Genomic DNA, 13,653 nt, shown 5'->3' with positions numbered 1-13,653 from the left:
CCGACAATCAGGCGCCGAGGCGGGCCAGCAACCAGCTGCGAATGTCGCCCAGCTGGGGGCGGCAGATCTCGTGGCGCATGGGGTATTCGTGCCACTCGGGGCTGAGTCCCGCCGCTTCCAGCCGGTTCTTGGCGTCCCAGCCCATGGAGAGGTTCACCACGTCGTCATAGATGCCGTGCATGTAGCAGATGGGCAGGGCGCGGGCCGCCTCGCTCATCTCGCCGGGCAGGGCATCGGGTACCGCCAGGTAGGTGGACATGCAGAGCAGGCCTGCCAGTGGCACCGGATGGCGCAGGGCGGTGAAGGAGGCGATGACGCCCCCCTGGGAGAAGCCGGCCAGCACGATGCGCTCGGGGGTGAAACCCTCGGCCACCAACTGGTCGATCAGCGCGGCGATACGGGCCGCTGACTCCCTGACATGGGACTCCACGGCGCGATCCGCCGGATCCTCGAAGCTCTTGATGTCGTACCAGCCGCGCATCCGGTAGCCCATGTTGATGGTGATGGGACGCTCGGGCGCATCGGGCAGCAGATGGCGGACGGGCAGGTCGGCGGGCAGGGCCAGCGCCTCCACCAGGGGGGCGAGGCCTGCGCCGGAGTCCCCCAGCCCGTGCAGCCAGATCACCGCATGGCGGGCACCTTCGGGATGCAGATCCGTCATGAGAAGACCACGGGCTCGCCGGCCTGGGTGGTGCAGGCCCGGGTCAGCAGGGCCTTGAGCTCGTCGCCGAAGCGGTTGTCGATCCAGCGGTCACCGCGCAGCTCGAAGTGGAAGCCGTTCTCCCGGGTAGCGACCCAGATCTGGTGCAGGGGCTCCTGCTTGTTGATGATGACCTTGGTCTTGTTCTCGAAGCTCAAGGTCAGCACCCCGCCGGCGCGTTCGCAGTCGATATCCGGATACCCCTCGTCGATGGTGTCTTCCACATACTGGAAAAAGGCGTCGGTCAGGGCGTGATACTCGTGATCCTTCATCGGTTTATCCTGTTGCTTTTAACAATGTGAGTGCGATTATAGAGGGCCAAAAATTTTTTCGCAGCGAACCATTATGATTACCCAGTTCACCAAGTGCCTGTTTGCCGCGTCGCTGTCGCTCGGGTTGGCCGCCTGTGGCCTGACGGGGCCGCTCTACATGCCGCCGGCCGAACAGCCCGCACCTGCAGAGCAGACACAGCCCAAGACAGAGAGTACACCGCAAGCCGTCTCGCCTGCGACCGCTACACCGGCCTCAGAGGCCGCGCCGCAATAATCTAGGAAGGAACCGCCCCCTTGGATCACTTTAACTACGACGCAGACGGTCAGCTTCAGGCCGAACAGCTTCCCCTGCAACAGCTTGCCGACCAGTACGGCACTCCGCTCTATGTCTACTCCCGCGCCACCCTGGAACGCCACTGGCATGCCTTCGACCAGGCGGCTGGCGACATTCCCCACCTGATCTGCTACGCGGTCAAGGCCAACTCCAACCTGGCCCTGCTCAATCTGCTGGCACGCCTCGGTTCGGGCTTTGACATCGTCTCCGGCGGCGAGCTGTCCCGGGTGCTGGCGGCGGGCGGTGATCCGGCCAAGGTGGTCTTCTCCGGCGTCGCCAAGAGCGAAGCCGAGATGCGCCTTGCGCTGGAAAAAGAGATCCTCTGCTTCAACCTGGAGTCCGAAGCCGAGCTGGAGCGCCTGAATCGGGTCGCAGGCAGCATGGGCAAAAAGGCGCGGGTCTCGGTGCGGGTCAACCCGGACATCGACGCAGGCACGCACCCCTATATCTCCACCGGCCTCAAGCAGAACAAGTTCGGCATCCCCATCGAACAGGCGCCCGCCATCTACCGCAAGGCGGCGGCCATGGCCCACATCGAGATCAAGGGGGTGGATTGCCACATCGGCTCGCAACTCACTGAATTGAATCCCTTTATGGAGGCGGCGGACAAGCTGCTCAAGCTCATCGACGAGCTGGCGGCGGAAGGCATCCACATCCATCACCTGGACGTGGGCGGCGGTCTGGGGGTCAACTACGGCGCCGAGCAGCCGCCGCACCCCACCGAGTATGCCGAGGCGCTCAAGCAGAAGCTGGCGGGCCGGGATCTGACCCTCTTGTTCGAACCGGGCCGCGCCATCGTCGCCAACGCCGGTGTGCTGTTGACCCGGGTCGAGTTCCTCAAACCCGGCGAGACCCGCAACTTCGCCCTGATCGACGCCGGCATGAACGATCTGCTGCGCCCCTCCCTCTACGGCGCCTGGATGAACATCATCGAGGTGGACAGCCGCGCGACTCACGAGAAGGCACTCTATGACGTGGTGGGCCCGGTGTGCGAGACCGGCGACTTCCTCGGCAAGGAGCGTACCCTGGCGATTGCCGAGGGCTCCCTGCTGGCGGTGCGTTCCGCTGGCGCCTACGGCTTTACCATGTCCTCCAACTACAACACCCGACCCCGTGCGGCCGAGGTGCTGGTGGACGGTGACCAGGCGCACCTCATCCGTGAGCGGGAGCAGTTGGCGGATCTCTGGCGTGGCGAGCACCTGCTGCCGTGATGGATGGATTTTCAGCGTTCCTCCATGTGAGAGCGTGATTAACGGTGAGACAGGAACGCGCGATGTTGATTGAGTTTTCCAAAATGCACGGCCTCGGTAACGACTTCATGGTGGTGGATGGCGTCACCCAGAAGGTGTTCTTCAGCAACGACATCATCAAGAAGCTGGCGGATCGTCACTTCGGTATCGGCTTCGACCAGCTGTTGCTGGTGGAGCCGCCCTATGACCCCGAGCTCGACTTCCATTACCGCATCTTCAATGCCGACGGCAGCGAGGTGGAACAGTGCGGCAACGGGGCCCGTTGCTTCGCCCGTTTCGTGCGTCTCAAGGGGCTGGTCAACCGGGATCGCATCGCGGTCAGCACCGCCCGGGGCCGCATCACTCTGCAGCTGGAAGGGGAGAACCAGGTCACGGTCAACATGGGGGTGCCCCAGTTCGAGCCGGGCAAGATCCCGTTCCGTGCCCAGAAGGCGGAGAAGACGTATCTGCTGCGGGCCCAGGATCACACCGTGATGTGCGGTGCCGTCTCCATGGGCAACCCTCACTGCGTCATCGAGGTACCCTCGGTGGCCGATGCGCCGGTGGAGACCCTGGGACCCATCATGGAGCGCCACGAGCGCTTCCCCGAGCGGGTCAACGTCGGCTTCATGGAGATGGTCAACGCCAGCGAGATCAAGCTGCGGGTCTTCGAGCGCGGGGTGGGGGAGACCCTGGCCTGCGGGACCGGGGCCTGTGCGGCCGTGGTGATAGGCATCAGCCAGGGCAAGCTCAAGGAGCGGGTCACCGTCACCCTGCCGGGTGGCAAGCTGACCATCGCCTGGAAGGGACCGGGTCAGCCCGTCTACATGACGGGGCCGGCCGAGCACGTCTTTGACGGCCAGATAGAGTTGTAGACAAGGAGCGGGTGATCCCGCTCCATCAACGGATCATATCGGGGCCCTTGGCCCCTTTTTCGGATGGATCAACCAAGTTATGAGCGAACTCAAACGGCAGGAATCACTGGTGGATGAAGCCACAGTGCTGGAGTACCTGGCCCGTTATCCCGAGTTTTTCCTGCGTCACGGGGCCATGCTGGACAAGATCCGCATTCCCCATGCGCAAAAGGGCACCATCTCCCTGGTGGAGCGCCAGCTGGATAGACAGCGGGAGCGCATCGAGCAGCTGGAGCAGGAGATCACCGAACTGATGGGGGTCGCCAGCGAGAACGAGCGGATCTTCCGGGTCTATGCGGATCTCTACGGGGAGATCTACGGCTGCCAGACCCTGTTCGAGCTGAGCGCCGTGATGGGCAAGGCCTTCGTCCAGCGGCTGCGACTCACCGGCCTGCGGCTCTGGCTCAATCCCAGGCATTTCCAGCTGAGCGGCCCCGAGCAGCGTTTCCTGGCGCAGGGCAAACAGCTCGAACAACTGCTGGGGCAGCGCCTGCCCGGCACGGACTACTATTTCGGTCGCCTCAACCAGAGCGAGAAGCAGGCGCTGTTTGGCAATGATGTGCTGGTCAACTCGGTGGCCCTGATGCGGCTCGGGGAGCTCGGCGTGCTGGCCTTCGCGAGCTCGGATCCCAGCCACTTCACCCCCCACAACGACACCCTGCTGCTGGGTCAGCTGGGGCGTCTGCTGCAGCTGCGTCTGCCCGAGCTGGCCCGTGGCTAAGGCAACGACCCGATCCCCTGCCAAGACGCCCCCTACCGCCGACCCCCTGCCGGTCGCACTGGCGGGGGAGCTGGACGCCTTTATCGAATACCTTCGGGTCGAGCGCCAGCTCAGCCCCCACACCCGCAGCAACTATCAGGCTCATCTGGAAGCCATGACCGCCGAGCTGGTGAAGCTCGGGGTAGACGACTGGGCCCGGCTCGAGGCGAGCCAGGTGCGCAGTCTGGTGACCCGGATGCACAAGGGAGGGCTGGCGCCCCGTTCCCTTGCCACCAAGGTGTCGGCCCTGCGCAGTTTCTGCGACTGGCAGGTGCGCCAGGGGCGGCTCACCGCCAACCCGGCGCGTGGCATCGTCACCCCCAAGCAGGGGCGGCCCCTGCCCAAGAACCTGGACGTGGACGAGATGTACCAGCTGCTCAACATCACCGACGAGCAGGATCCGCTGGCGGTGCGGGATCGCGCCATCATGGAGCTGATGTACTCCTCCGGCCTGCGCCTTGCCGAGCTGGTGGGGCTCAACCTCGCGGACGTGAAGCTCGACGAGCGCCAGCTCAGGGTGATCGGCAAGGGCTCACGGGAGCGGGTGCTGCCCATCGGGCGGATGGCGGTGGAGTGGTTGCACAAGTGGCTCAAGGTACGCCCCCTGCTGGCCGGTGACGAGGGGGAGGCATTGTTCGTCTCCAAGCGCAGGCAGCGGCTCTCGGCCCGCTCGGTACAGGAGCGGCTCGACGGCTGGGGCAACAAGCAGGCTCTCAATGCCCACGTGCATCCCCACAAGCTGCGCCACAGCTTCGCCACCCACATGCTGGAATCCTCCGGCGACCTGCGGGCGGTGCAGGAGCTGCTGGGGCATGCGGATCTCTCCACCACCCAGATCTATACCCACCTCGACTTCCAGCATCTGGCCAAGGTATATGACAGTGCCCACCCGCGGGCGAAGCGGGATCCGGAAACGCCGGAGGATGAGTGATGTGGTGTGCGATCTGCGGGGATGACAATCTCCACGTCGCCTGGGTCAGGCGGGAGCCCGCAACGCCAGAGGATGAGGAGTAAAGAGGAACAGCCATGCAGTTTTACCGTCGCTGGCAGCCGGTGGCCGCCATCTCGTTCGATCTGGACGACACCCTCTATGACAACGGCCCCGCCATCGCGCGGGCGGAACAGTGGATGCTGGACCACCTGCGCAGCGAATACCTGGCTACCGCCATGCTGGACAAACCGCGCTGGCTCGCGCTCAAGCGCCAGTTGCTGCTGGACCACCCGGCGCTTAGCCACGACGTCAGCCTGGCGCGCCAGCGGGGCATTCGCGAGGCCCTGGTGCAGGGGGGCATGGAGCCCGGGCTGGCGGAGCAGCAGGCCCGGGCGGTGTTCACCGGTTTCATGGCCGAGCGCTCGAAGATAGAGGTGAGCGAGGCGACTCACGCCCTGCTGGCTCGTCTGGCGGCGCGCTACCCGCTGGCGGTGATCACCAACGGCAACCTGGATCTGGAGCAGGCGGGTCTGGCTGGCTACTTCACCCTGGTCTGCAAGGCGGGAGCGGGAGCCAGAATGAAACCGGCGCCCGACATGTTCGTGCAGGTGCAAGAGGCCCTGGGGCTGACCCCCGGCCGCATCCTCCATGTGGGGGATCACCCGGTGACCGATGTGCTGGGGGCCAGGCTGCACGGCTTTCGGGCCGCCTGGCTCAACGAGAGCGGTCAGTCCTGGCAGTCGCTGTCGCTGCTGCCGGATGTGGAGCTGGGGCAGTTGCAGGATCTGGCCACCCTGCTGCTCTGAGCTGGGGATGAGGGACAGATTCCGTGATCTATATCTGGCAATAACAACAAGGGAGCAAGGGTGTGAAGGGAATGAAGGGTGTCATCTGGCTGGCGATCCCCGTGATGCTGGCGGGATGCGATCTGGTGCAAGACCGTTACCGGATGGAGTTCAGGGACGGATCCTGGCGGGAGATCGCCATCTCCCCGTTTTCCGACGAGGCGCGCTGGCGCGAGGGGTGTGCCACCGGCGAGATCCAGGTGGACATGACCCTGCCCCTGAAACGGGGCAAGGTGGTGAATGGCCGGGAGCAACTGCTCATCGGCGGCGAGCTGTTCGAGCTGGAGGATGCCCGTCTCTATCGCGGCAACGGCATGGTGCTCGGGCAGGCCCCGGACCATATCCAGCGGGGTCTCAAGGGGCTGGATATCTGCCGAACCCTGCGCCCTGATCGCGGGGCCCTGCCCAAGCTCAAGGGCAAGGGATTTGGCGACTAGCCCGTCTGCTGCCTGAGCGGGCAGGAGGCGTCGCCGAAGGCAGTGGACAGCTTGATGGCGTGGGGGTTTCACAGGCCCGTCACGTCGGATGCCTCTGGGCAGCCCCCGATGTACGAGGCCCTCCCCAGGCTCAAGGGCAAGGGGTCGGCGACTAGCCGACCTGCTGCCTGAACCGGCGACAGGCGTCGCCAAAGGCGGTGAAGAGCTTGATGGAGTGGGGGTTCTCGCTGGCCTTCCACTCCGGGTGCCACTGCACCGCCAGCAGGAAGGGGGAGAGGGCGGGAGCGTGGATCGCCTCGATCAGCCCGTCTTCGGCATGGGCCAGGGGGGCCAGCCCCTTGGCCAGCGTCTTGATCCCCTGCCCATGGAGGGAGTTGACCGGAATCGACGGCTGCCCCATCAGCTCGGCCAGCCAGGTACCGGGCACCAGCTCGACCTGATGGCTCTCGCCATACTGCTCGTCCACCGGGTCATCCGCATCCTCCCGATGATCGTCATAACCCGGCTCGCAATAGACCTTCTGGTGAATGTCGCCCCCCAGGGCCACGTTGATCTCCTGCATGCCGCGGCAGATCCCGAGGATTGGCAGGCCACGGTCGAGGGCGGCGCGCACCAGGGGAATATCGAACAGATCCCTGTCCCTGTCCTGGGGCTTCTCCGGGGTGAGGTTCTCCTGGCCATAGAGGGCAGGATCGATGTTGGATCCGGCACCGCTTAGATAGACCCCGTCGGCGAGGTCCAGATACTGCTCCAGATCCTCGGTGCCACAGCAGGTGGGCACCAGCAGCGGCACGCAGCCGCTGATCTCCACCAGAGGCTTGATGTATTTGTGGGTCATGACCTGGTAGGCGTGGCCACTGCGGGCCTGGGCCCCCATGGTCATCAGCACGACGGGTTTGTTATGGGGACTGGGGTTGGGCATAGGTCACCTTGGCTATCCTTGGCGGTCTCATCCTGCGCCTTGGGAAGGCCCTTGCCGCCTCGGCTCGCAAGGGCATGCCTCAAGGCATGGTCGTGGGATCAGGGTCGCGCCAGCGTGCCAGAATCGTCGGTCAGCCTTGGCAACGACAGCCTGGATCCTGCCTCCAGTCTGCCAAGGCCGTTCAATATGTCAAACAAAATGATGCAATTATGTTAACCATTGATGCCGGGATACGGCTGTGAGTCCCATTTAATGGGGCTTGAGGGGGGATGCCTGGTGCGGCGAGCGATTTGATGGTGGATATATTAAACATCTGGCCGGGCGGCCGGATAGCAGAAGGGGCCCACAGGGCCCCTTGTCGACTCAGGCGTTCAGGATGAAACGTTCGATCACCTGGGCGACCCCGTCTTCATCGTTGCGCCCCGTAGTGTGCTGTGCCAGCGCCTTGATCTCGTCGGTGGCGTTGCCCATGGCGACCCCGAGTCCGGCGTAGGCGATCATGTGGTGATCGTTGCCCGCATCTCCCACCGCGATCACCTGGGAGGCATCCAGCCCCAGGTGCTCGGCCAGGGCGGCGACGCCGGTGCCCTTGTTGCTGCGCTTGTTCATGAACTCGAGGAAATAGGGTGCGCTGCGCACCACGGTATAGCGCTCGTGGAGTTCGGCGGGCAGCTGGGCGATGGCACGGGAGAGCAGGGGCTCTGGGTCAATCATCATCACCTTCATGATCTGCTCGTCGTCGGGCAGGGTGGCGAAGTCCACCAGGTTGATGGGTTGACCGATGAGGCGGGATTCGTGCTCGGTATAGGGGCTGATCCTGGGGCTGATGAGCCCCTGGCGGACGGAGAAGCCGTGGATGTTCACCCCCAGCTCACAGGCCAGGTGGGCGATGGCACGGGCATCGCTGCCGGTCAGCAACTGGCTGCGGATGATGCGTTGCTCGGACACCTGCTGCACCAGGGCGCCGTTGTAGCAGATGACGTAGTCATCCTGGCCGGTGAGGCCGAGCTCGGTCAGGGCGGCGGTCATGCCTTCCAGCGGGCGGCCGGAGGCCAGCACCACGGTCACGCCCCTGGCGCGGGCTGCCGCGATGGCGGCCTGGGTGCGGGGGGAGATTCGGCCCTCTGGGGTCAGCAGGGTGCCATCCATATCCAATGCGATCAGCTTGTACATCTTCTCACTACCTGAGTCTGGCCGGCCCGCCCGATGGGGCCATGGGGAGGCCGAGTGTAGCGAAAATCGCCGCCGGGATCACGCCGCCTGCCGACGCGGGGGCACGTTGCCCCTCAGCGCTGGCCCTGGTAGGGGGTCAGTTGCAGCTGATCTTCCCGGATGGCGAAGTGGATGGGGCCGTGCTCGATGTCGACCCTGTTGTGGTGGTGGGCCATCTCCACCTCGACGCCGGGGAAGAGGCGCTGGGTGGCGATGATGTCCATGTTGGCCATGAGCGCCTGCAGCTCCCGCTGCGCCTCGGCGAGCTGCTCGTCCAGGCTCTTGCTCTCGTCGAACTGGCGGGTGCGCAGCGCCTTGATCTTCTGCAGGGTCTCGGGATTGCGCTTGTCACGAGGCAGTTGCAGCAGACGCAGGATGAGATCCTGCAGCTTGTCTATCTGCTCGGCGCAGGTCTGTTTGCGCTGGCGCAGCGCCAGCTCCTGCTCCTTCTGGCTGAAATAGCCACCGAGGATCTGCAACCGGGTCCGGTTGGCCGCCGAGGCTCCGAGCACCGGGGCCATGATGAGCCGGTTGGCGATGTTGATGCCGCCGATGAGGTGCCCCTTGCGCATGGCGCTGTCCCCCACCTTGAGATCCTGGCCGCTGCGGCAATAGCAGTGACTGAGCTGGCTCAGGATATGGATGTCGCCATCGGCCTCCAGCTTGGCGTACTGGGCATAGCTGGCGTGGATCTCTCCCCCGGCGTTGAGGTGGCAGAGGTATTCGTCGTCTGCCAGCTTGCGCCCTATGATGCCGTTGCGCACCGTGATGGTGCCGCCGGATTCGATGTAGCCGCCCTCGACGAAGCCGCCGATCACCACGTCCCCGCTGGTCTTGACGCGCATGCCGGGCATGACGTCCCCGGTGACCAGCAGCGATCCCTCGAACTCGACGTGGCCGTGGCGGATGTCGACCTGCTTGACGTTGAGTACCTCGTCGACCCGCATCCCGGCACGCTCCTGACAGGGGAGCCCCGGGCGGGTCGCCAGCAGCAGGTCCGGATCCTCGGGGGAGAGGCAGGTGCCGTCACCCGGCGTCATGGCGCTCTCCTTGCCGTGGCGGGCGGTCAGGGTCTGGCCCGTCACGGTGAAGCCGTCGATGCCCTGGGTGGCGGGGTGCCTGCGCATCAGCAACGCCCCCGCCTTGACGGTGAGCAGGGTGCCGAGGTCGCGCATGTCCACCTTGCCGTGATCCCGCTCCTGGGGTTTGAGGATCCGCTCGGCTGCGGTCTCCACCAGCCGCTCCAGGCGGGTATCCAGGCCGTGCCTGGCGGCCTTGCCGAGGGCGATGACGGGATTGAGCTGGGCACCGGGTGCCGCCTCACCCGCTGCCTGGATGGCGGCGGCAAGCAGCCGCTCGCTCGCCCCCTGCTTGACCGTGCTGGCCGCCAGGGCCTCCTGCAACTGGGCCAGGGTCAGGGGCTGGCCGCCCCAGTCCGCGGTGATCTGCGCCCTGGCGCTCATCTGGTCCTTGTCCACCTGGATGAGCAGCCTGGCATCCTGGCGCCGGGCAATGGGGACTGGCGGATGTGCGGGGGCATCCGGCTCTGCGATGAGGGCGTTGAGCAGGGTGACGGCTTCGCGGATCCCCTCGCCGAGGGGTTCGTAGCGCCGGCAGTTGGAGAGTCGCAGCAGGGCCAGGACGTCGCTTTCCTGGATGGGCTCGGTGAGGCCTGGGGTGATGCGCAGGCAGACATAGCTCATGTCGGCCGACAGCTGAAACCACGCTTTGCTTAACACCGGGCCCTCCTTCGTTGTCCCTGTCCTGTTTGCCCCATGCCGGGGCCTCTCCTTGCCGGCATCCAATGCCGCCGGGGCGGATCCAACGCGCAGTATTCGGGTATTTTTCCTTCCGGGTCAACGATCTGAATGCAAATGGGTGAGCCGGGTTGAGGAAATATCGGCTGACGGGAGAGGGGCGGAGCCGGCCATGTCATGGGCTCCATTGCAGTTTTTTAGCGCAATATGCTGACTTTTTATTCTTTCGCTATCCAGAGTGTCCATCACGTTTAAGGTGGCGATGCAAATCACCTTGCCAGGCAGGAAGAGAAGGATTTTAATCTGCCGCCGCCCCAGGGCGAGGACCCTGGTCGCCATCGATCAGCCCCTTTTTCTGTCCAACCGAACGAGCCCCATGACCGCCCAAGGCCACCTGCTGTTTTCCGTCACCTGCGTCCTGCTTGCCCACAAAGTCGAACTGACTCCGGCCCTGGCCGATGCCAGCCTGTGGCACATCGTCCCCATGGCCCTGGCGAGCGCCCTGCTGCCGGATCTCGATCACCCCCGTTCCCTGCTCGGGCGGCAACTGCCCTGGATCTCGGGGCCGCTCTCCCGGCTGTTCGGCCATCGCGGCTTCACCCACAGCCTGCTGGCGGTGGGGATGGGGGTCTGGGGGCTGGCCCAGGTGGAAGCCCCCTGGTTACTGTCGGGGGCGGTGAAGGATGCACTCATCGTGGGCTATCTCAGCCATCTGCTGGGGGACTGGCTCACCCCCATGGGCATTCCCCTGCTCTGGCCCTGGCGTCGGCGCTTTCGCCTGCCCGGCCTGCCCCTCAAGAGCGGCGGGGGTTACGAGAGGGCCTTCTGCCTGCTGACCCTGGCGCTCGCCGGGTACTGGGTCCATGGCGGTGCAGGCTTGGCTCACTTCTAGCCCCGGGCGCCCTCCTAGCATGTGGCCGTTCGGGTCAGGGTGAGGTAGTCGGCGAACACCGGCAGCCCCAGCAGGTGGCGGCGCAGCATGTCGAGGGCGGCGAAGGCGAGGATCCGGCGACCGCTCGCGGGATCCGAGTGGCTGACCCTGAGCGTCTGGCCGTGCAGTTGCCCGTCGGCGCAGAGCAGCAGCGGCACGCCGTCCGGCCCGGCACGGCCTATGGTGAGGCTCAGGGGGGCGGCGGGCACCGCCAGTTGAGTGAGGTCGTCGCTCAGGGTGTGGCTGAAGCCGGCGGTCAGGGCCGGGTGCCCGTGACACATGGCCAGCAGGGCGCCCCGGCTCTCCCCTTCTTGCAGGTGCAGCGACCGCTCCCCCAGCAGGGCCAGGATCTGGCTGGCAGGCGCCTCGTTGCCACGCCCTACCAGCCAGGGGGCGATGGCCGCAAGCAGCCTCGCCTCGGCGGCGTCCATGTCGGCGGTGCTGGCACCGTGGCCGATGAGCTTGAGCTCGATGAGAGGCATGGAGGAGCGGTAGCCCAGCTCGATGCCGGCAGGCCAGGGGGCCGCATCCAGCATGTCGCTGAGGGCGGACTCCGAGACGCCGAAGGTGTAGAAACGGCGCAGCTCGGTGTCGGTCTCTTCCCCGGCCAGCGCCTTGAGGCGGGGCATGATCTGTTCGCGCACCATCTGCTTGAACTCGAACGGCACGCCCGGGGTGAAGAAGAGCCGGCTCTGGCCGTGGCTGGCCTGGTGGCGGACCACAAAGCCGCAGGCGGTGCCCACCGGGTTGTCGAGGATCTCGCAGTCCCGGGGCAGCCAGGCCTGCTTGGTGTTGCTCCGTGCCATGGTGCGGCCCCGGCAGGCATAGCGTTCGGCCATGGTGGCGAGCCAGTCCGGGAACAGGGTCAGGGGCTGGTCAAACGCCTCGGCCGCGGCCTGGGCGGTGAGGTCGTCCGCCGTGGGGCCGAGCCCCCCGCACACCAGTACCACCTCGGCGCGGTTGGCGCTCTCCTGCAGCACGGCTGTCAGATCCGCGAGGTTGTCCCCCACGGTGGCGCGGCGGCGCACCTGCCAGCCCTGCTCCAGCAAGAGGGCACTTAGCCAGGCGGCATTGGTATCCACCACCAGGCCGGTCACTATCTCGTCGCCTGTGCTGATGATCTCGATGCGCATGGGGACTCCTTGGGTGGGGCCAGCCCTCTCAGGGCTTGCCGTGTTCGAAGTAGTAGCTGATCCGGGTGCGGGGGTTGAGGTATTCGAACACCGCCGGGGGCAGGCGTTTGGGCTGGATCACCTTGGCGATGGTCAGCCCGGCCGCGTCGAGGTCGATGATGGCCGCCTCCTGGCGCGGAATGCGGGGGTCGTATACCAGCACTGCGGGGTAGAGCAGGCGGGAGGCGTTGACCGACATCACCAGCCCCACCTGGCCGTTGGAAAGCTGCACCACGCTACCCGGGGGGTAGACCCCCATCAACCGGATCAGCATGCCGAGGTGATCGGCGTTGAACTGGGACTTGCGCTGCTTGTAGAGGCTGCCGAGGGCCGCGTAGGGCACCTTGGCCTCCAGGTGGCAGAGGTTGTCGTACTCGTTGATGAGGGAGACGATCTGGGTGAGGGGATCGAGCTGATCGCCCTTGAGCCCCTGGGGGCCGGTGCCGTCCAGGTACTCGTGGTGGTTCTGCACTATCTGCTTGGCTGCTTCCGGAAAATCGCTGACCAGCCCCAGCAGTTCCAGGCCGTAGCGGGGATGCTGGGCCATCAGGTTCTGCTCCGGCTTGGTCAGCGGCTCCGTCTTGCGCAGGATCTGGCTCGGGATCCTCAGCTTGCCGATGTCGTGGAACAGGGCCCCCATGCCGACCTGACGGATCGCCTCGGCCGGCAACTTGCACTCCCGGGCGAGCAGCATGCTGAGCACGCTGACGTTGAGGGAGTGAAACTGCAGGCTGTTGCCATCATCGCTGTCTGAGACCAGGTGCAGCACCATCTCGTCCACCGAGAGGAGCTGCTCCGTCATGGCGTTGATCAGCTCCTGGGCCTCGCTGATGGCGTTGAGGGGGCGGGACTGGATCTTGCCCATGAGGTTGCGCACCTGGGCCAGGGATTGGCGGAACTGTTTCTCGCACTGCTGCAGGTCGCGGCGATAGCGCTGCAACTGCTCGATGCGCCGCAGTTTCTCCTGCTGCATCTCCTCCTGGCGGGCGACGAGACCCTCCCCCTCAACCTCATCCGCCTGGGGCTGGGTCTGGCCGAGGGGCTTGGGCGGCGTGTCGCTCTTGTCGGGAATGATGGTCACCAGCTTGAGGCCAAGGCGACGAATGAGCTCGATCTCCTCCTCGCTCTTGAGCTTGAAGCTGGAGAACAGAAACGGGTGCTCACGCCATCCCAAAGGCAGGGAGACATAATTGCCGACTTGCAGCCGTTCTACGGAGATCTTGATTCCTGTCATGGG

Annotated in this window: 15 protein-coding genes; 8 read left to right on the top strand and 7 right to left on the bottom strand. The window is 65.5% G+C overall.

Annotated elements, in window-relative coordinates:
* Positions 1-7: 7 nt before the first annotated feature.
* Positions 8-661, bottom strand: coding sequence for an alpha/beta hydrolase (locus AB5Y93_RS08100; RefSeq protein WP_201997626.1), 654 nt, complete (start codon positions 659-661; stop codon positions 8-10).
* Complete coding sequence (gene cyaY / locus AB5Y93_RS08095) at positions 658-972, bottom strand: iron donor protein CyaY (RefSeq protein WP_368229150.1); 315 nt, start codon at positions 970-972, stop codon at positions 658-660. Before cyaY ends, AB5Y93_RS08100 begins: the two co-directional genes overlap by 4 nt.
* A 73-nt stretch (positions 973-1,045) precedes the next feature.
* Between cyaY and AB5Y93_RS08090 the strand changes: the two genes are divergently transcribed.
* The 7 genes from AB5Y93_RS08090 (at position 1,046) to AB5Y93_RS08060 (ending at position 6,422) form a co-directional block, all read left to right on the top strand.
* The gene (locus tag AB5Y93_RS08090; RefSeq protein WP_368229149.1) at positions 1,046-1,246 is read left to right on the top strand and encodes a lipoprotein; all 201 of its coding nucleotides are present in this window, start codon (positions 1,046-1,048) and stop codon (positions 1,244-1,246) included.
* A gap of 20 nt (positions 1,247-1,266) precedes the next feature.
* Positions 1,267-2,517: a diaminopimelate decarboxylase gene (lysA, locus tag AB5Y93_RS08085; protein ID WP_039039806.1), complete on the top strand. Its 1,251-nt coding sequence runs from the start codon at positions 1,267-1,269 to the stop codon at positions 2,515-2,517.
* 62 nt (positions 2,518-2,579) lie between these two features.
* On the top strand, positions 2,580-3,410 hold the full coding sequence (gene dapF, locus AB5Y93_RS08080) for a diaminopimelate epimerase (protein WP_029313578.1): 831 nt from the start codon (positions 2,580-2,582) through the stop codon (positions 3,408-3,410).
* A 79-nt stretch (positions 3,411-3,489) separates the two neighbouring features.
* Positions 3,490-4,170 carry a DUF484 family protein gene (locus AB5Y93_RS08075; RefSeq protein ID WP_010672702.1) on the top strand — a complete coding sequence of 227 codons (681 nt, stop codon included), beginning with the start codon at positions 3,490-3,492 and terminating at the stop codon, positions 4,168-4,170.
* On the top strand, positions 4,163-5,140 hold the full coding sequence (gene xerC, locus AB5Y93_RS08070; protein ID WP_368229148.1) for a tyrosine recombinase XerC: 978 nt from the start codon (positions 4,163-4,165) through the stop codon (positions 5,138-5,140). Before AB5Y93_RS08075 ends, xerC begins: the two co-directional genes overlap by 8 nt.
* A gap of 95 nt (positions 5,141-5,235) precedes the next feature.
* Entirely contained in the window at positions 5,236-5,946 is a 711-nt protein-coding gene (locus AB5Y93_RS08065) for an HAD-IA family hydrolase (RefSeq protein WP_128296375.1), read from the top strand.
* A 71-nt stretch (positions 5,947-6,017) separates the two neighbouring features.
* A complete protein-coding gene (locus tag AB5Y93_RS08060; RefSeq protein ID WP_368229187.1) occupies positions 6,018-6,422 on the top strand; it encodes a hypothetical protein in 405 nt (134 codons plus the stop codon).
* A 151-nt stretch (positions 6,423-6,573) separates the two neighbouring features.
* On the opposite strand, the gene AB5Y93_RS08055 is transcribed toward AB5Y93_RS08060, so the two are convergent.
* From AB5Y93_RS08055 to AB5Y93_RS08045, 3 genes are all read right to left on the bottom strand, one after another.
* Positions 6,574-7,344 carry a gamma-glutamyl-gamma-aminobutyrate hydrolase family protein gene (locus AB5Y93_RS08055; protein ID WP_368229147.1) on the bottom strand — a complete coding sequence of 257 codons (771 nt, stop codon included), beginning with the start codon at positions 7,342-7,344 and terminating at the stop codon, positions 6,574-6,576.
* 363 nt (positions 7,345-7,707) lie between these two features.
* The gene (gene yidA / locus AB5Y93_RS08050) at positions 7,708-8,517 is read right to left on the bottom strand and encodes a sugar-phosphatase (protein ID WP_041214347.1); all 810 of its coding nucleotides are present in this window, start codon (positions 8,515-8,517) and stop codon (positions 7,708-7,710) included.
* A gap of 113 nt (positions 8,518-8,630) precedes the next feature.
* Positions 8,631-10,295, bottom strand: coding sequence for a FapA family protein (locus AB5Y93_RS08045; RefSeq protein ID WP_368229146.1), 1,665 nt, complete (start codon positions 10,293-10,295; stop codon positions 8,631-8,633).
* Positions 10,296-10,689: 394 nt separating this feature from the next.
* Between AB5Y93_RS08045 and AB5Y93_RS08040 the strand changes: the two genes are divergently transcribed.
* Positions 10,690-11,205 (top strand): metal-dependent hydrolase, encoded by a 516-nt coding sequence (locus AB5Y93_RS08040; protein WP_010672710.1) that lies wholly within the window; start codon positions 10,690-10,692, stop codon positions 11,203-11,205.
* 14 nt (positions 11,206-11,219) lie between these two features.
* Here AB5Y93_RS08040 and AB5Y93_RS08035 read toward each other — a convergent pair whose 3' ends face one another.
* Positions 11,220-12,377 (bottom strand): CinA family nicotinamide mononucleotide deamidase-related protein, encoded by a 1,158-nt coding sequence (locus AB5Y93_RS08035; protein WP_368229145.1) that lies wholly within the window; start codon positions 12,375-12,377, stop codon positions 11,220-11,222.
* A gap of 28 nt (positions 12,378-12,405) precedes the next feature.
* Positions 12,406-13,650: an HD-GYP domain-containing protein gene (locus AB5Y93_RS08030; protein ID WP_029313584.1), complete on the bottom strand. Its 1,245-nt coding sequence runs from the start codon at positions 13,648-13,650 to the stop codon at positions 12,406-12,408.
* Between the last annotated feature and the right edge of the window lie 3 nt (positions 13,651-13,653).

Origin of the sequence: Aeromonas sp. R10-1, assembly GCF_040908465.1 — a bacterium.
Taxonomy (GTDB): domain Bacteria; phylum Pseudomonadota; class Gammaproteobacteria; order Enterobacterales; family Aeromonadaceae; genus Aeromonas; species Aeromonas caviae.
This window is presented reverse-complemented; position numbering and strand designations above follow the sequence as displayed.

Coding starts and splice junctions, on each gene's coding strand:
- AB5Y93_RS08030 (WP_029313584.1), bottom strand. CDS start 13,650: ATGACAGGAATCAAGATCTCCGTAGAACGGCTGCAAGTCGGCAATTAT.
- cyaY (WP_368229150.1), bottom strand. CDS start 972: ATGAAGGATCACGAGTATCACGCCCTGACCGACGCCTTTTTCCAGTAT.
- AB5Y93_RS08100 (WP_201997626.1), bottom strand. CDS start 661: ATGACGGATCTGCATCCCGAAGGTGCCCGCCATGCGGTGATCTGGCTG.
- dapF (WP_029313578.1), top strand. CDS start 2,580: ATGTTGATTGAGTTTTCCAAAATGCACGGCCTCGGTAACGACTTCATG.
- AB5Y93_RS08055 (WP_368229147.1), bottom strand. CDS start 7,344: ATGCCCAACCCCAGTCCCCATAACAAACCCGTCGTGCTGATGACCATG.
- AB5Y93_RS08090 (WP_368229149.1), top strand. CDS start 1,046: ATGATTACCCAGTTCACCAAGTGCCTGTTTGCCGCGTCGCTGTCGCTC.
- yidA (WP_041214347.1), bottom strand. CDS start 8,517: ATGTACAAGCTGATCGCATTGGATATGGATGGCACCCTGCTGACCCCA.
- AB5Y93_RS08075 (WP_010672702.1), top strand. CDS start 3,490: ATGAGCGAACTCAAACGGCAGGAATCACTGGTGGATGAAGCCACAGTG.
- AB5Y93_RS08040 (WP_010672710.1), top strand. CDS start 10,690: ATGACCGCCCAAGGCCACCTGCTGTTTTCCGTCACCTGCGTCCTGCTT.
- AB5Y93_RS08035 (WP_368229145.1), bottom strand. CDS start 12,377: ATGCGCATCGAGATCATCAGCACAGGCGACGAGATAGTGACCGGCCTG.
- AB5Y93_RS08060 (WP_368229187.1), top strand. CDS start 6,018: ATGAAGGGTGTCATCTGGCTGGCGATCCCCGTGATGCTGGCGGGATGC.
- AB5Y93_RS08065 (WP_128296375.1), top strand. CDS start 5,236: ATGCAGTTTTACCGTCGCTGGCAGCCGGTGGCCGCCATCTCGTTCGAT.